Source organism: Solidesulfovibrio alcoholivorans DSM 5433, from assembly GCF_000702665.1.
GTDB lineage: Bacteria > Desulfobacterota > Desulfovibrionia > Desulfovibrionales > Desulfovibrionaceae > Solidesulfovibrio > Solidesulfovibrio alcoholivorans.
In genome coordinates this window covers 1-16912 of the sequence record NZ_JNJA01000009.1, presented here as the reverse complement: position 1 = coordinate 16912, position 16912 = coordinate 1, and the positions used below count along the sequence as shown (strand labels likewise).

The following is a 16912-nucleotide window of genomic DNA, read 5'->3' as shown; positions in this document are numbered from 1 at the left end:
CGTGCCTATCAGGAAGCGGCGCGAAAGTCATGCCCGAAAGATGCAGCGTGCCGAAGGAGCCGCTACGGCGCGGAAGGCGCGTTGCGTATCTTCTGGTACATTTCGTAGGTCATTTCATGTTTGAGGGATTCGGGAATGGGCGCGGCGAGGCGGCTTTGGCGCTGCGACTTGGTCATACTGGGGCCGAGCAGGCCGCCGGCGTTGTAATTGATGTGCGCCCAGTCGTTTTGCGTCGCCAGGACTTCCGGGGCTTCGGGCTGCGGCGTGGTTTCGCCCGCGTCGCAGCGGATGACGAATTGCACGCCGGTCGTGTACCGGTTGTCCCGGTTCCAGTCGATGGGCGACGCGGCGCCGGAGATGGCGACCTTTATACATTGTGCGTTGGAATAATAGTAGAATTGCGTGCCGTATGCGGAGATGTCCGCGGCCCCGGTCAGGCCCGCCGGCTCGTTGAGGTTGTTCTCGTCGAGGGTCGGCGTCGCCATGCGCTGGTAATCGTAGCGCAGCGGATAGCCAGCTTCGCCGAAATGCCCGTCCTTGTGCAAGCCGCTGAACTGGAACGTGTAGTTCATGATGCTCAGATAGTTTGGCTTGTAATTGGTGTCGTTGGGGCCGCCGTGCCGCAGTCCCAGGCAGTGTCCCAGTTCGTGGATGAAGGTGCCGAGCTTTTCCCAGTCCGTGCCGCCCGAAGGGTTGAAGGTGCCGAGGCTGACGATGAAGTCCGTGGCCGGGATGTTGCGCGCCAGGCCGCTCGATCCGCTGGACTGGTAGTCGTTGGCCCAGATCATGTACCGGTAGGACCGGACGTAGGACTTGTCGAAGGAAGCGTTTTTGAGCGCGTCGAAGTCGGTCCACACCGAGGCGTCGTCGCCGGCGACGCCGAGGTTTGCCTTGTACGGGACCTTGTTTTTGAGGACGGGGTGGATGACGATGCCGGCCGTGCCGTCGGGATTGGTCGCCGCTGCGTTGGCGAAGACGGCCTTGATGTTGTCGATGACCGTCTGGGACGGCGCAAAGCTCGTTTCGCCGGGCTGCCCCTCGTTTTCGACCATGTAGTCCATCCAGACGAACAGATCCTTGCGCCTGGGATTGGCCCCCATGGCCGGCAGGTTCACGAAAACGCCGTTTTCGACGTAGCCGCGCAGTTCCCAGACGTCCGGCAGGCCGTCGCCGTCGGAGTCGAGGGACAGGGGGATGGACGTGATGGCCGGGATGAAAAGCGGCAACTCGAAGTCCTGGGACGCCGCGTGCGTCGCGCAGGCCAGCGCAAGCGCCAGGCAGGCGGCAAAAAGGGCGGAAACGCGCAGGGCCATGGCGGTCCTTTCCGGGTTGGGGGATTGCGGAAGACGTCCGGGCCTCGAAATGCCTATTATCCCCATAGGGAAAAGGGAGCGGGTTGGCAACGCCGCAGGCAGCCCTGGCGCGACGGGCGTCGCATGGCGGGGCGAGTGGTTGCCGCCGGTAGCCGCTTTTCGGGCCTGCTTCGGGATGCGACCGGGGGCGGCGGGAAGGCGAGAGTGCGCCCGGGGAAAGTGAAGCTTGGGTAACTTGCCGCCGGAAGGCGCTGGGAGTTTCATTTGTCCAGCGCAGGGAGGATGCCGATGCACGATGGAGCCCGCACGGCGCTACGAACCGGCAAGCGCCTGGCTTCGGTGGACTGTCTGCGCGGTTTGGCCGTAGCCGGCATGATCCTGGCCAACAATCCCGGAGACCAGACCCATGTCTATGCCCCGTTGCGGCATGCCGCCTGGCACGGCGCAACGGCGGCGGACCTCGTTTTCCCATTGTTTCTTTTTCTCGTCGGCGCAAGCGTCGCCCTGGCCGTGGACAGGGAGGCCGTGGCCGCCGGCCTCGTGCCCGGATTCCGGCTCCGGGCGCTTAAACGGGTGTGCGTGCTCTTCCTGTTGGGGCTTGGGGAAAACGCCTGGCTGCGCCTGAGCGTCGCCGCGCTGCGCATCCCCGGAGTGCTCCAGCGCATCGCCGTGGTCTACGCCGTCGCGGCCTGGCTGCACGTGCGCGTGCGCGCGGACAGGACGCTTGTCGCCATCGTGGCCGGGGCGCTGCTCGGCTACTGGCTGCTGCTCGCGTGGGCCCCGGTGCCGGGCCTGGGGCAGCCGAGCCTTGCCCGCGAAGCCAACCTGGAAGGCTGGCTCGACCAGTTCGTGTTCGGCCGCCACATCTGGAAGGCCGGGACGCTCTGGGATCCCGAGGGCGTGCTGTCCACGCTTCCCGCCGCGGCTCTGGGGCTTGTCGGCGTGTTGGCCGGGCGCTGGCTGCGCCGGGGCGGGACGGGTGCGTTTGGCGTCGCGGCAGCCGGCGCGGCCATGATCGCCTTGGGGCTTGCCTGGGACGCGGCCCTGCCCTTCAACAAATCCCTTTTTACGAGCTCTTTCGCCTGCTTTGCCGGGGGCGTCGGCGTGACGCTCCTGGCTGTCGCCCATCGTCTGCTCGACGGCCCGGAACACCCCGCCGCCTGGGCCGCGCCCTTGCAGGCGCTCGGGAAAAACGCCCTGGCCGTGTACGTCGCGGCCTCGCTTGCGGCCACGGTCCTGCGCCACATCACGCTGCCGGCCGGGGCGGGCGTGCGGACAAGCCTGCAAACCGTCTGCTTTCGCGCGCTCTTCGGCGGCTGGCCCGATCCGTATGCCGCTTCCCTGGCCTGGGCGGTCCTTTTTCTGCTGGCCGCCTGGGGCGCGGCGGCGGCGCTCGCCGCGCGCGGGCTGACGATCCGGGCCTGACGCCGCGCCCCGCCGCTGGCGCAACCGCGCCGGTTCTTGTACCGTCGGCCGCCAGGAATCGCAGAAATCCAGGGGGTATCGTATGCGCCGCGTCCATTTCGTCCCGGCCGTTCTTGCCTTGTGCCTGTGTTTCGCCTCCGTCGGCCTTGCCGCCGGCACGCCGCTGTCCTTCGGGCTGCTGCTCGTCGGCCCCTATAACGACAAGGGCTACAGCCAGGCCCAGTACGAGGGCGGCAAGTACGTCGAGGCCCATCTTCCGGGGGCGAAGATGCTCTACCTCGACAAGGTCAACCCGGCCGACCGTCCGGGCATGACTATTCCCCAGGTCGTGGACGACATGGTCGCCAAGGGGGCGCGGCTGATCCTGGCCGGCTCCGACGACATGCGCGACGGCCTCCTCGAGGCCGCGGCCCAGCATCCGGATGTCGTATTCGTCCATGTTTCCGGCGACGACGTGCTCAAGGGGGATGCGCCGAAAAACCTGGGCAACCTGTTCGCCAAGATCGAATACGCCAAGATGATGGCCGGGTTCGCCGCGGCCATGACGACCAGGACCGGGAAGATCGGCTACCTGGGGCCGCTCGTGAACGCCGAGACCCGCCGCGTGGCCAACGCCGCCTACCTCGGCGCGCGCTACGCCTGGGAGCGCGTGCGTGGCAAAAAGCCCGAAGACCTCGCTTTCAAGGTCGGCTGGATCGGATTTTGGTTCAACATCCCCGGCGTGACGGCCGATCCCAGCCAGATGGCCGGGGCGTTTTTCGACCAGGGCTACGATGTGCTGATCTCGGGCCTCGACGCCCCGGAGGCGCTGGTCGTGGCCGCGGCGCGGCGCAAGGCCGGAGCCGAAGTCCACGCCCTGCCCTACGTGTACCGGCCGGCCTGCCGCCTGGCCCCGGAAGCCTGCCTCGGCGTGCCGTACTTCAACTGGGGGCCGCCGTTTCTCGCCGTGGCCCGGGACGTGGCCGCCGGAACCTGGAAGCCGTCCTTCACCTGGCTGTCGCCCGAGTTCGCGGCCCTCAACGACCCGGACAAAAGCGCCGTGGGCTTCGAGTCCGGCCCCGGCCTCGCCGGGGAGAACAAAAAGGCCCTGGACCGCTTCGTCGCGGACCTCGGCGCGGGCAGGATCGACCTCTATGCCGGGCCGCTGACCTACCAGGACGGCGCGGTTTTCGTGCCGGCCGGCCGCTCGGCCACGGCAAAGGAATTGTGGTTCTGTCCGCAGCTGCTGCAGGGCATGCAAGGGGACAGCGCGACGCGATAGACGTGAGGCGACGCGCCGGGAAAGGGGCGCAACGCCGCGCGCCTGTGCCATTGTGTCGCGGTGCGCTGCTGTTGCGGCGCGTTGCCGACGTCGGGTAAATCTGGCAGGACGCCTGTACCTGCGCCGCAATCCGTATGGCTGTGGCCGGCGGCAGCGTTTTTCGAAGGAGCGCCTCGAAGCAGGGTCGGGGCGCTTTTGCATCAGGTTTGCCTGGAAGAGGTGCGTTCGCACAGCGGGTTTGTCGAAGGGAGAAGGAGCGTTCCCCGTGAATTCTTTGCATGTCATGCGGCGGCAGTTGGACACGCTCCGGCGGACGGAACATCTTTTTTTGTATTTGTTGTTTTTCGCGGCATTCCTGCATAGTTTTTTCATATTCACTTTTTATCTCGATGGCCCCCTTACGGACATGCACGCTTTCCGGCAGACGCAGACGGCCGTGACGGCGTTCTGGCTTCCCGAGCACTGGGCTGTTCTCGATTACCAGACGCCGGTCGTGGGCTCGCCCTGGTCCATTCCGTATGAATTCCCCCTGTACCAGATTCTGGCGGCATTGCTGCACGCCGTGGGCATGCCGCTGGCGGTGGCCGGGCGCTGCCTTTCCTGGTTTGCGATGCTCGCGGTACTGTTCCCGGCGCAACGCATCCTGCGATGCCTGTCTGGCGACAACGAGCAGTTCCTCTTTTTCGCGCCGCTGTATCTGGCTTCTCCGATTTACGTCTTTTGGGGGAGGACGTTCATGATCGAGACGTTCTCCCTGTTTCTGTTCACCCTGTTTTTGTGGGCCACCCTTGCCTACCGCGAACGCGGCTCCCTGCTTGCCCTTTTCGGAGCCGGGCTTTTCGGTTGCCTGGGCCTGCTGGTGAAGGTGACCACGGCGCCGCCGTTCTACCTGGCCGGTGCGTTGCTGCTCGGGGAGAAGCTCTGGGCCGAGCGGAGGACCGCCTTGCGGCGCGCCGCGGCCTGGGCCGGCGTCATGGCCGTCACCGTCGCCGTCCTTGTCGCCTGGGTGGCGTATTCGGACGCCGTGAAGGCGGAGAACGTCTTCGGCCGGTCGATGACGGCCCTGGCGCTGCGGCAATGGAATTTCGGCACTCTGGCGCAGCGGGCCGATTACGACGTTTTCATCCGTTTCATGTCGCGGGCCATGGATGACATTTTCGGCTATTGCGGCATGTTCGTCATTATTTTGTTCTTCTATCCGCTGCTCAAGCCGGAGGCACGCACCAGGGCATTTCTTTCCCTCCTTTTTTTTGTTCTCCCCCTTGCTATTTTTTATAATTTGCATGTCGTCCACAACTACTATCAGACGCCCGTCGCCATCTTTGTCGTTTTGTTCGCAAGCCTTGTCATGTCCGGGCTCCATGAACTGGGATATGTGCGGTACAGCAATTTTCTGTGTGGTTTTTTTCTTCTTGTCATGGTGGGCTCATTTCATTTGAACAGTTTTGAGACGGTGCTGGAAAATCCGAACAGGCTGACGGTCGCCATCGGTGATTTCATCAAGAAGAAGACGCCGCAGCATTCCGCCGTCGTCGTGTTCGGCATCGATTGGAGCAGTGAGATCAACTACTACAGTGAACGGAAGGGAATTGTCTTTCCCAAGTGGGCGTATGACCGGACAGGGGCCGTGGTCGGCGATATCGACGCCCATCTCGGCGGACTGCCGCTCGGGGCGGTGGTGTTGTGTCCGAACACGAAGGAGAACGCCTGGAGGCCGTTTGCCCAGGCGCTGGTCGGGAAAATGCGGCATCCGGAGACCGTGGGCATCGGACCCTGCCTGATTGCCGTGGACAATGGCGGCGCGGACAACTAGGAGCGATCGCACAGGCTCCCCGGAGGTTCGCGGCGTGTCAGGGCGTTGTCGCAATCCACTGTTGTCCTGAGGAGGAGAGAACGCACAAGGCGGACTCTTCGAGCCGTCTCGCGGCAAGACACGAAGCGCCGGGTCCTTGGCCCGGCGCTTATTTTGGAGGGCTGCTGCTGTGGGAACGAGCGCTGGCCACTGCGCCGCGCCGTGTGCCGTGCGCACCGTTCATGCCGGGAGAAGGGGCAAATCCGACCATGCAATTCGAGATTGCGAAGTGGGGATCCCGGTGGTATTCGTAGAGAATCCATTGTCGCCGGCTTTGGGTTTTGCTGGGAACGATGTCGTATTCTGTCTGCATATTGCGATAGTTGTTCGCTTTGTTGTATAATGGCTTTGGCGGCGTATCGTTCGTGTTAATCGGTGATATTTTTGTTCGGCAGAGGGGAAAGTTTATGCAACTCAGATCGATCCAGACGAAAATTCTTCTTCTTGCAGGGAGTTGCTTGTTGGCGACCGCCGCTGTTCTCGTCGGGTATAATCTTTATTCTTCAAACAAGGCCCAGGAACTGGTCTCGAAACGTGTGGGCGACCTGCTCGAACAAGAGGCGAAACGCAACTTGGCGACGCTTGCGGCCAACCAGGCCTCGGTCGTTCAAAGCGCCCTGGAAGACAACCTCATCACCGCCAGAACCATGGCCAAGGTGTTCGAGGTCGTGCGCGAACACATGGCCCGGCTTGCCGCCAAGGACGGCATCCCGAATCCGTCGCGCGACATCTTCAATGACATCCTGCACCGGGTGCTCGAGAACAACCCGGCCTATCTGGGCGCGTACTCGGCCTGGGAGCCCGACGCCCTGGACGGCCGCGACAAGGAGTTCGCCGGCAAGACCGACGCCGGTTACGACGCGAGCGGCCGCTTCATCCCCTACTGGAACCGCGACGCCAACGGCAAGATCGCCCGCCAGGCGCTGGCGGATTACGAAAGCCGGGAAGTCAACGACAATGGTGTGGGCAAGGGGGCCTGGTATCTCGGCTCGCGGGAAACGGGCAAGGAAATCGCCCTCGACCCGCTGCCCTACATCATCCAGGGCAAGCGGGACTGGCTGGCCACACTCAATGCGCCCATCAAGGAAAACGGCAAGTACCTGGGTCTGGCGGGCGCGGATCTGCGGCTCAATTTTCTACAGGATCTGGTCAAAAAGGTGGACACGAGCCTCTACGAAGGTAGGGGAGACGTGACCATCATCAGCCACATCGGCCTTGTGGTCGCCAGCAGCGAACATCCCGAAGCCATCGGCCAGCCGTTGAAGACGATCGTCAAGGATTGGGAAAGCATCAGCCAGAACGTGGAAGCCGGCAGGGCGATGCTCGACGTCAGCCCGGCCACAGGCGTCTACCGGGCCCTGGCCCCGGTCACGCTCGGCCGCACGGACCGCCCCTGGGCCGTGCTCATCCGCGTCCATCCCGACATCGCGCTGGCCGAACGCAAGGCGCTCGACGGCCAGTTGACGCAGCTCAACCGGGAAAACGCCATGTGGCAGGTCGGCGTCGGGCTCGGCGTCGCGGCGCTGGCCCTGGGCGTGTTGTGGGCATTCGCCTCGGGCCTCGTGCGGCCGCTCAAGCAGGCGGCGGATTATGCCGAAAAGGTGGCCGAAGGCGATTTCTCCCATACGCTTTCCCTCAGGCAGACCGACGAAACGGGTGTGCTCGCCAGGGCGCTGTCGCGCATGGTCGACAACCTCAAGCGGATGATCGCGCAGGCCGAAGGCAAGTCGCAGGAAGCCGCCGCCGAGGCGGAACGCGCCCGCAAGGCCGTGGCCGAGGCCGAGGAGGCGCGACGCCATGCGGCCGAGGCCGAACGCCAAGGCAAGCTCGATGCCGCGGCGAGCGTCGAGGACGTGGCCCGGGCCGTGGCCCAGGCGTCCACGGATCTCGCCTCCCAGATCGACCAGTCCAAGGAGGGCGCGGACCTGCAGCGCCAGCACGCCGGCGAAACGGCCACGGCCATGGAGCAGATGAACGCCACGGTGCTCGAGGTCGCGAGGAACGCCTCTGAGGCGGCCCAGGGCGCGGGCACGGCCCGGGACAAGGCCAAGGACGGGGCGGACGTGGTGCGCCAGGTGGTCGCGGCCATAAGCGGCGTGCAGGTGCGCGCCGCCACGTTGCGGGACAACATGGACGAACTCGGCAAGCAGGCCGAGGGCATCGGCAACATCATCGGCGTCATTTCCGACATCGCCGACCAGACGAACCTGCTCGCACTCAATGCCGCCATCGAGGCGGCGCGCGCCGGTGAGGCCGGGCGCGGTTTCGCCGTGGTCGCCGACGAAGTCAGGAAGCTCGCGGAAAAGACCATGACCGCCACGAGCGAGGTGGGCAACGCCATCCGCGCCATCCAGGCGGGCGCGCGCTCCAGCATCGAGGGCGTGGAAGGGGCGGCCCGGGCCGTGGACCAGGCCACGGAGCTGGCCAACCGTTCGGGCGACGTGCTCGGGGAGATCGTGTCCATTGTCGAGAGTTCCGCGGATCAGGTGCGTTCCATCGCCACGGCGTCCGAGGAACAGTCGGCGGCCAGCGAACAGATCAACCGGGCCGTGGACGACATCAACCGGATTTCCGAGGAAACGGCCGACGCCATGGCCCGCGCCGCCGGTTCCGTGGACGAACTCGCCCAACAGGCGCAAGCCCTGACGCGCCTCGTCGATACGCTCAAGGCGGATTGAACGCGCGGCGCATTCGCACAGAACAGGAAGGCGGCTGCGGCCGCCTTCTTTTTTGGACAATTCGCGGCAGGCGCGCGGCGTGGGAACGTGGCCGCGCCAACAAGGAAAAGGGAGCCGCATCCTCTGGCGGGAAGGGAAACGCGGCAACCGGAATCAACGCCATTTCGTCTTGTCGAAGAGTCCCCGCTTGGAAAGTTCCTGGGATTTGTATTTGTCGAAGTCGAAATAACCGGGGACGGTCACGCCATCATGGCTATTGGCCGCTATCGCGAAGATGGCCACCAAGGCAACAAGACCCACAGCAAGGCCGATAAAGATCCATTCCATGATACACGGTAGCAACGGGCGGAGCATATGTCACCAAGGAAGATGCAAGAGCGCCCATGGCGCCTGCTTTTGTTTCCTGGCGATCGGAGCGGGGGGATTGCGCGGGCCGGGCTGACGTCGTTTCTCCAAGGGGAGGTGACGCCGGCCCGGCTCCTGGCCGGGTAGGCAGCGTAACCCGCAGGCGAGCGGGAAGCCGGCGATCAGGCGGGGGATTCTGCCGGCGGCGCTGCGGGACGGACCGTTCCCGTGTCCTTGGCTCCGTATTTGCGGCAAGCCAGGGTGTAGACGGTCCCCTCGGCGGATTCGGTTGCAGCGTCCGGTTTGACGGTCTCCCCGCACACGAGGCACCTGAACCGTGGTGCCGCATCAGCGCTCGTCAGCGCTTGCTACATGAAGTCGAGAGGTTGTCGTGTAAGCACTCCGGCAAAACCGGTCGATTTTGTTCTTTTCGGAGCGGCGGCAAGGGGGATCTGCCTACCACGCTTCACCCGCGTGGGACCCCGAATCCGGGGACACAGGGCAGGCAACTCGCGCCGCCAAAAGAAAAAGGGAGTCGGACCTTAGGTCCGACTCCCTGAATCTGCTGGCTCCCCGGGACGGACTCGAACCGCCAACCTAGTGGTTAACAGTTCCTAGATTCTGGTTTCATCGGGGTTCACTCAATCACATAAAAGCCTTGACTGTACAGGGGTTAATCCCTATTTGTCGCTCATTAGCGTTCACTCGATTTCACCTCGTTTCCTCGATTTTTGGGGGACAGGTGGGGGACAAAATCCGGGAGACAGCGATGGGCTACACCTGGAACCAGACGAAGCATGAAGGCGTTCGGTATCGGGAACATCCGACCCGCAAGCATGGCGTGAGGCCCGATCAGTATTTCGTCATCCGCTACCGGGTAGAGGGCAAGCGTCGCGAAGAGGCCCTTGGATGGGCGTCCCAGGGCTGGACGGCGGCGAAGGCGGCCCAGGCCCTGGCCAAGCTCCAGGAAGCCGCCAGGACGGGGGAGGGCTGCGTCACACTGGCTGAGAAGCGCAAGCAGGCCGAGGCCCGGCGTGAGCAGGAGCGCCAGGAAGAGGAAGCCCGGGCTCGCGATCTTGTCACCTTCGGACAGATTTTCCACGACAGCTACATGCCCGCCGCCCGGTTGAACAAGTCCAAGGTGTCCTGCGATAAAGAAGACGGCTTCTATCGGAACTGGATCGGAGGCGTCCTTGGCGACAAGCCCCTGGTGGAGATCGCGCCCTTTGACCTGGAGCGCCTGAAAAAGGTCATGCTCGAAGCCGGCAAGTCTCCCAAGACCACGCACTACTGCCTTGCCGTGGTGCGGCAGGTGTTCAACTTTGCCAAGCGCAATGGGCTGTTCCATGGGGACAATCCGGTGGCCTTCGTCAAGAAGCCCACGGCCGACAACCGCCGCCTGCGCTTCCTGACCCACGACGAAGCCGACCGCCTGCTTTCCGCCCTGGCGGATCGTTCTCCCGACGTGCACAGCATGGCGCTTCTTTCCTTACACTGCGGTCTTCGGGCCGGGGAAATCTTCTCCCTGACCTGGCAGGACGTGGACCTGGGGCGCGGCGTCCTGACCCTGCGCGACACCAAAAGCGGCAAGTGCCGGGCGGCCATCATGACCGATGTCGTGAAGGACATGCTTTCGGCCCGGCAGACAGGGAGGCTCCCGAGCGGCCTTGTGTTCCCGAGCCGTACCGGGGAGCGCATCGTGGAAATGTCGAACACCTTCCAGCTTGTGGCCGATGGGCTTGGCCTCAACAACGGTGTCATCGACCGCCGCCAGAAGGTTGTCTTCCATACCCTGCGCCATTCTTTCGCGTCCTGGCTGGTCGAGCAGGGCGTGGACCTCTACACCGTCAAGGAGCTTATGGGCCATGGCACACTGGCCATGACCGAGAGATACAGCCATCTGAGCCCGGACAAGCTGCGCCGGGCGGTCAAGACCCTGGAAGCGGGCATGGAGAAGGCCGCCAGGAACAAGAAGGTTGTGCACCTCGGAGACCGCTAGACTCATCCGGTAAGGAGGAATCCTCATGCCTCAACCGAATCTGGCCAGGGAGAGGAAACCCGGCACACGCTTGCCCACCTGCGCCTCCTGCCGCTGGCGAATCAACGATACCTGCCGTCGGCACGCGCCTACCATCGTACGCGGGCTCCTCAACGGCGAGGTCGGCACTCTGGCCGTCTGGCCCCAGATTGAGGACGGCCAAGGTTGCGGGGATCACGTCTTTGCTACCAGGATGGAGGCATAGCCCGGCCCACCATGAACCAATCCGACGCGCTCCACCTCATCTACTTGGCCCTTCTTCTCGCGGCCATCGTCGCCATGCGCTGGTGGCCGGGCATCAATCACCGCAAGTTCTACTGGCGGCTGTTTAAGAGCAAGAAGCGTAAGAGGGATTGACCAACATTTCCCCGGCCTAGTTGGCGACTGATCATCGCTGGCGAAAAGCCGTCTTCCTGAACGGTTGGCCGGGGGATTTTCTCAGGAGCAAGCACAGGAGCTTGTTATGGAATCGAACGCTGGCTTTGAGAATTTTTTTGACAAATATCCGAGGCTGCGAATTGAAAAAGTCTGGACTGTTGAACGGCTTCGAGAGTTGTTCAGCTACGCCGTTGCTGCCGAGGAGCGCTCGGTAAAAACGGATATGTTTCGCGGAGTCCTGGTCAAAGGTCTACTCAAAGACCGAATCGAATCGACGTCCGACTGGTGGCTGATCAAACGAAAAGAAGGTAGCGCCGAAGCAGGAATGGTTCTCGACGAACTGGACGTCCTGAGCGCCGAGGTTGAGGCCTACTATCGGGGAACGTCTGTGGCACTGATGCAAGTCGTTGAGCAGGGTGCACCCGTGGTCGAGGGAAAGCCAACACCTAATAATCGTAGAGTCGCTACCAGAGAAGAACAGCAGGAACTTGTCCGCCGCATGAGAGCCGAGGGCAAGACGGATATCGAAATCGCCGTGGCGCTTTGGCCAACCGACTGCGAGGTGTGGGTGAATGGGAAAAATCGACTCGACAAAAAGGCCTTAGACAAGGAACGAAACCGGCTGGAAAAAAAGGTTGGCCGCCTCCTCCCCCGCTCTAACTGACGGCCCATTTCTGACGCGTCAGAAGTTCTGACGGTTCGTTTCTGACTCATTAAACCCTTGCTCTATTACACAACAACTCAAAATAGCACACTAAAAAAGTCATTGCTTTCGCCCCGCCCCGATATGCGTCAGATGTTCTGACATGGTGAAATTCCTTCATCGGTGTTCACGAATGAACCCGGTGGAGGAGTTACCCCATGCAGTGCGACAAGACTTCGGCCCCTGACTTCTTTGAGACGGCCCGCCGTGAGTGTCCTACCCACTTCGGCGTGACCGCCGTCCCCCGCCTCTTCCCTGACACCATCGCCGTGGGCACGGTCCACAACGCCATCAGTAATGGTACTGGCCCCGTGCATCGCAAGATCAACGGCCGCATCGTTCTGGAACGCGACAGCTTTTTGGACTGGCTCCAGAACCGTCCCCGCATCATTCGCCGGAACAAGGCGTAATGGGGGCGCTCCATGCAATACGCAACAAAAAAGCCGGTGGGCAAGACCGGCTTCCTTGGGTGTTGTGCGTCGTCTAGATGGAAAAAGCACAGTGGTGACAAGAGTTTTGTAGTTTATACTGCTGCAATAGTCAAGTCATCTGGGCTCTATTTCCACCTCCTTTCCCTCGAGGGGCTGCTTGCATCCTCCTTGTGGTCGGGATGCCTTGTCCTGTGGCCGGCATGGTTCGACGCCATGCGCGAAATGCTGCGGGTAGCGGAGGTGGCGAGATGAACAGCTACTACGCCACCTGCCCCCGCTGCGGCGCGAAGTTCTACAAGGACGAACCGTGGAAGAAGGTCTGCCTCGACTGTTGGTTGAAGGCAAAAAGGAAACCAGAAACCAGCAGCGATTCCTACGTAATGTCTTTGAAGTCGGAGATTCGTAATCTTCGGCATATCGTAGACTATTACGAAGGATATTGCCGGCAACTGGAGCAAGAGAACGCCCAAAAAGCTAACGGTAAGTTTGCGGGGCACATAAAAGACCTCATCTTCCTGTGCCACCCTGACAAACACAACAACAACCCCAAGGCGACCGCCGTTACGGCTTGGCTCCTGGAAGCGAGAAAGGAGCTTTGCCAATGAGCGCCGAACTCATCAACATTCTTCGGTCGCTCTATAATGGCCGTCAGGATGTCGTTCCGCGTCGGTGGGAATTTAAAGGCGGTCGGGCTGGCTATTCGCCTATGTGTGCAGTGCGCCTGACTTCCGAGTGCCCCATTGCCAAGGCCAAAAAGGCCGGCGGCGAGACACGCGGCTTGTGCAAACACTGCACCGTCAAACAGTACCAACCGCTTACTGACGATCTGGTCCAAAAGCATCTGAACGGGAAAGAAGTGCTCGGCTGCTACCCGCTTCTCCCGGGCGGCTCCTGCAATTTCATCGTCGGGGATTTCGATAATCATGGTGGCGACCGCGACCCGAAAAAAGATGTCGTGGCTGTCAAGGACGTGGCCGAGGTTCAGGAACTACAGTTCAATATCCTCACCTCCCGCTCCGGGGCGGGGTACCACGGTGCGTTTTTCTTCGATGCCCCGGTGCCCGCCTGGAAGGCCCGTCTCGTTTACTTCGCCATGTTGGAGGAGGCGCACGTCCTGGCCGAGGGCGACGAACTGAGCAGCTTTGACCGTCTCATTCCAATGCAGGATGCGCTGCGCGGCGGAGCGGACCTTGGAAACTTGGTGGCCATGCCGTTTCAGGGCGCGGCCGTGGAAAAGGGCTTCACCCTCCTGCTGGACCCGGAAACCATGGAGCCGTTCGCGGATCAGGTGGCGGCGCTCAAGGCCATCAAGCGCGTGACCGAAGCCGACCTCGACCGGGTTATTCAGGAATGGAGCCTCAAGCGCCCCGAACCTGCCGCCGGTACACATGAGCGCGTCCCCCAAAGCACCACCTCGACCGCTGGCGTCTCCCCGAGCGAAAGACGCTACGCTGAAAAAGTCCTGGAAAGCTGCTGCGAGAAAATCCGCCAAAGCCGCCCGGGCGACCAGCATGACGTTCGGCTGAAAGCGGCCCGAACCATCGGTGGGTATTTGCGGTACCTAGACGGCGCGGCTGTCCTTGAGGCGTTGCGCCAAGCCGTCGTTGACAGCGGCGCTCAGGACGTAACGGCGGCTATGCAGACGGTCAGGGATGGCCTGGAGTACGGCACGGCCAGCCCTATAACGATCCCCTCCCGGGATGACGCGGGGAGCGCCGGCGCGGTTTCTTCCCTGGTCGAACACGACGGCCGCCTGTGCCGGGTGAAGTTCAGCGACAAGGGCGAGGTCGAGTACAAGCCCGTGACGAGCTTCGTCTTCCGCCCCATCGAAGCCATTAGCGTGGACGGCGAAGGGGAATATGTCAGGGCAACCCTGATCGCAGGCAAGGTTTCTCGCGAGGTGTTGTTCCCCCCGGACTGCTGGACATCCACGCAGAAATTCCTGCGTGTCATGCCCGGTCGGGAGTTCATTTTCACAGGGTCCGCCGTGGACGTGCAACTCGTGCGCGGGTTCCTGGCCGGGATGGAGATGAACCAGCGACGCGGCGTCAGGACTGCCGGTTTCCACGACGGGACTTTCGTCACGAGCGAGGGAGGCTTGACCCCGGATGGCCAAGCCGATGGGCTGGTGTTCATCAACGAGGTGGCCAACCCCTGCCGGCTGCTCAGCACCGAGACCGCCACGGCCGAAGACTTGGCCGCGATCCGGGAAAGCATCCTCGGATTCAACGTCCCTGAAGTGGCGTTGCCCATCTTGGGCTGGACCGCTGCCTGTTTCTTTGCGCCGGCCATTCGGGAGGCGCTTGACGCCTTCCCGGCGTTGGACATTGAGGGCGAAGCCGGGGCCGGGAAATCCTCAACCGTGACGGCCATTGTGGCGCGGCTATGGGCGCTCCATGGGGCAGCACGTGCGTTGGGAGAACAGACGCGGTTCACGCTCATGAGAGCCGTAGATGGCAGCAACTCCATTCCGCTCATTTTTGAAGAGAACAAGTCTTCTCGGATGTCGGAACGTCAACAGAACTTGGTCTCAAACCTTATCCGCGACAGCTACAACGCTTTCGAGGGGCAACGCGGCATGGCGGACCAGACGATGCGATCGTACCGTTACCAAGCCCCTATCGCGCTCGTTGGTGAAACAGGCTTCACCGAAACGGCGGTTCTTGACCGGTTGGCGACCGTGTCCATGACCCGCCGCGCCAGTGCTCCATATCGGGCCGGGTTCCAAAAGGTGCAGCGCCTGCCGCTGGATCGCCTGGGGCGCACGATCCTGGAGCACGCGCTACGGATAGAACAGGAGACCGTGGCGGCGCGGCTACGGCAGTGCTGGCGCGAGGTATCCCACGCCCTTGAGGACCGTCCCCGGAACAATGCAGCCGTGGTCCGTTTCGGCCTGGGTGTCTTGGGTGACGTCCTCGGCATGACTTTCGACGCGGCTCCCGTCGATTCTGCAATCCTGGCCGGCACGTCCGAAGATGGCGGTCCCCGGAAGTCGGCCGTGGACCGAATCCTGGAAGCCATGGGGCGCATGTCGGCCTTCATCGAACGCAACCAAGGCCGTGAATACGCCTTTCCCGACCACTTGGAGCCTGACGTCCATTTCTACTCTGACGGGCAGTCCCTGCGGCTCCACGTCGCGGGAGCCTATCCCGTCTTCTCGAAATGGGCGCGTGTGCATGGGTTCGACGGAGACGTCATCCCGGAGGCGACGTTCAGGAAACAGTTGCAGGGCGAGGAGTATTGCCGAGGGTTCGGGTCCATTTGGATGGGCACGCGGTCTCGGAAGGGAGTCACCCTTGACGTGGGCGGAATGGTCGAAAAGGGCCTCGACGTCCCCGAAGAGTGGGCATCTCAGTCGTAAGGTGTTGAAAACTATGCCCATCACCTTTTCATCACCCCTCATCACCCTTTTTAGGCGTTTCATCACCCCTCCATCACCATATAACCCATTGAAAACTATTAACTATCACCTTTATCACCGTTCTGAAAGAGGGGGTACACACGAGGGACCGTTTTCCCCTCTCACACTGCCTGCCTTCGTCCCCTTTTATATAGGGGGGGTGTCTCCCAAAAGGGTGATGAAGGTGATGAGGAACAATTTCGGCATGTTATTGGTGATTTTAGGGTGATGGAGGGGTGATGTCATCACCTTTGCAAATAATAATCTGTTATTTCTGGGTGTTGAAAGACAACCACTAGCCCCGGCCGGAGTGCCGGAAAGGATATCGCCATGGAAGGCACCGTCACTGATATTTCCTGGGACCGTTTGGTCCTCCTCGAACCCCGCCTTGCCTTGCTCGTCGCCGAGGCCCGCAGGTACGGCCGGCAGTCACAAGGAAGTGTCCGACTCTTTCACCGCCATGTGAAGCCGCCCATGATGAAGCTCGTGGGCTGGTTCGCGGAATCGGATAATCCGATGCTGAAAAGCCAGTTGGCCTACAATGTCGTCTACACACGCTTGCTCAACGAATATTTCGCGGCCCACAGGGAGGCGGACGACGACGGTATTGCGTGGTGCGAACGGCTTGGTCGTAAATTTGACAAGAAACGGTCGAAGTCTGGGGGACGTTATGCGACTAGCCGTCGATAACAGAGAGAAGCTTGCCTACGATTTCGCCGGCTACGACTGTACGACAGAGCCAGCAACGCTCAACGTCGGCGATTACTCCATCATCGGCTTCGAGGACAAGATTGCCGTCGAGCGCAAGAGTATTGATGACCTGTTGGGCTGTCTCACTTCCGGCCGCGAACGCTTCGAGAAAGAACTTGCTCGCGCCCGGTCGCTGGACCGCTTCTGTGTCGTTGTAGAGGCGTCGTTCGAGGATTTGGCAAAAGGAATGTACCGTAGTGCCATGAAGCCACATGCAGCCTGTCAGAGCGTGATAGCGTGGCAAATTAGATATGGTACACCATTTATATTTGCCGGGAGTAGAAAGGCTTGTGAATATTATACCTATTAATTCCTGGCAAAATACCTGTATGAAATCG

14 protein-coding genes are annotated in these 16912 nt (G+C 62.0%); 12 read left to right on the top strand and 2 right to left on the bottom strand.

The window, feature by feature from the left end; genetic code table 11:
• Nucleotides 1–62: 62 nt before the first annotated feature.
• A complete protein-coding gene (locus Q368_RS0115325) occupies nucleotides 63–1313 on the bottom strand; it encodes a hypothetical protein (RefSeq protein WP_052360190.1) in 1251 nt (416 codons plus the stop codon).
• A 288-nt stretch (nucleotides 1314–1601) separates the two neighbouring features.
• On the opposite strand from Q368_RS0115325, the gene Q368_RS0115315 reads away from it, so the two are divergent.
• The 4 genes from Q368_RS0115315 (at nucleotide 1602) to Q368_RS0115300 (ending at nucleotide 8529) form a co-directional block, all read left to right on the top strand.
• Nucleotides 1602–2738, top strand: coding sequence for an acyltransferase family protein (locus Q368_RS0115315; RefSeq protein ID WP_052360189.1), 1137 nt, complete (start codon nucleotides 1602–1604; stop codon nucleotides 2736–2738).
• Between the two features lie 82 nt (nucleotides 2739–2820).
• Nucleotides 2821–3999, top strand: a complete 1179-nt coding sequence (locus tag Q368_RS0115310; protein WP_029459930.1) for a BMP family lipoprotein — start codon at nucleotides 2821–2823, stop codon at nucleotides 3997–3999.
• A 265-nt stretch (nucleotides 4000–4264) separates the two neighbouring features.
• Entirely contained in the window at nucleotides 4265–5812 is a 1548-nt protein-coding gene (locus Q368_RS0115305) for a glycosyltransferase family protein (RefSeq protein ID WP_156955756.1), read from the top strand.
• 446 nt (nucleotides 5813–6258) lie between these two features.
• Nucleotides 6259–8529, top strand: coding sequence for a methyl-accepting chemotaxis protein (locus tag Q368_RS0115300; protein WP_029459928.1), 2271 nt, complete (start codon nucleotides 6259–6261; stop codon nucleotides 8527–8529).
• Between the two features lie 153 nt (nucleotides 8530–8682).
• Here Q368_RS0115300 and Q368_RS26660 read toward each other — a convergent pair whose 3' ends face one another.
• Nucleotides 8683–8856 carry a hypothetical protein gene (locus Q368_RS26660; protein WP_169740603.1) on the bottom strand — a complete coding sequence of 58 codons (174 nt, stop codon included), beginning with the start codon at nucleotides 8854–8856 and terminating at the stop codon, nucleotides 8683–8685.
• A 787-nt stretch (nucleotides 8857–9643) separates the two neighbouring features.
• Between Q368_RS26660 and Q368_RS0115285 the strand changes: the two genes are divergently transcribed.
• From Q368_RS0115285 to Q368_RS0115245, 8 genes are all read left to right on the top strand, one after another.
• Nucleotides 9644–10873, top strand: coding sequence for a tyrosine-type recombinase/integrase (locus Q368_RS0115285; RefSeq protein ID WP_029459927.1), 1230 nt, complete (start codon nucleotides 9644–9646; stop codon nucleotides 10871–10873).
• Between the two features lie 255 nt (nucleotides 10874–11128).
• Nucleotides 11129–11269, top strand: coding sequence for a hypothetical protein (locus tag Q368_RS26655; RefSeq protein WP_169740602.1), 141 nt, complete (start codon nucleotides 11129–11131; stop codon nucleotides 11267–11269).
• Nucleotides 11270–11375: 106 nt separating this feature from the next.
• On the top strand, nucleotides 11376–11954 hold the full coding sequence (locus tag Q368_RS0115270) for a hypothetical protein (RefSeq protein ID WP_029459926.1): 579 nt from the start codon (nucleotides 11376–11378) through the stop codon (nucleotides 11952–11954).
• 197 nt (nucleotides 11955–12151) lie between these two features.
• Nucleotides 12152–12403: a hypothetical protein gene (locus Q368_RS0115265; RefSeq protein WP_029459925.1), complete on the top strand. Its 252-nt coding sequence runs from the start codon at nucleotides 12152–12154 to the stop codon at nucleotides 12401–12403.
• A 269-nt stretch (nucleotides 12404–12672) separates the two neighbouring features.
• The gene (locus Q368_RS0115260) at nucleotides 12673–13029 is read left to right on the top strand and encodes a hypothetical protein (protein WP_029459924.1); all 357 of its coding nucleotides are present in this window, start codon (nucleotides 12673–12675) and stop codon (nucleotides 13027–13029) included.
• Entirely contained in the window at nucleotides 13026–15785 is a 2760-nt protein-coding gene (locus Q368_RS0115255) for a TOTE conflict system archaeo-eukaryotic primase domain-containing protein (RefSeq protein ID WP_029459923.1), read from the top strand. The genes Q368_RS0115260 and Q368_RS0115255 overlap by 4 nt, the downstream gene beginning before the upstream one ends.
• Nucleotides 15786–16154: 369 nt before the next feature.
• Nucleotides 16155–16514, top strand: coding sequence for a hypothetical protein (locus Q368_RS0115250; RefSeq protein ID WP_029459922.1), 360 nt, complete (start codon nucleotides 16155–16157; stop codon nucleotides 16512–16514).
• Nucleotides 16495–16884 (top strand): ERCC4 domain-containing protein, encoded by a 390-nt coding sequence (locus tag Q368_RS0115245; RefSeq protein WP_029459921.1) that lies wholly within the window; start codon nucleotides 16495–16497, stop codon nucleotides 16882–16884. The genes Q368_RS0115250 and Q368_RS0115245 overlap by 20 nt, the downstream gene beginning before the upstream one ends.
• Nucleotides 16885–16912: the final 28 nt, after the last annotated feature.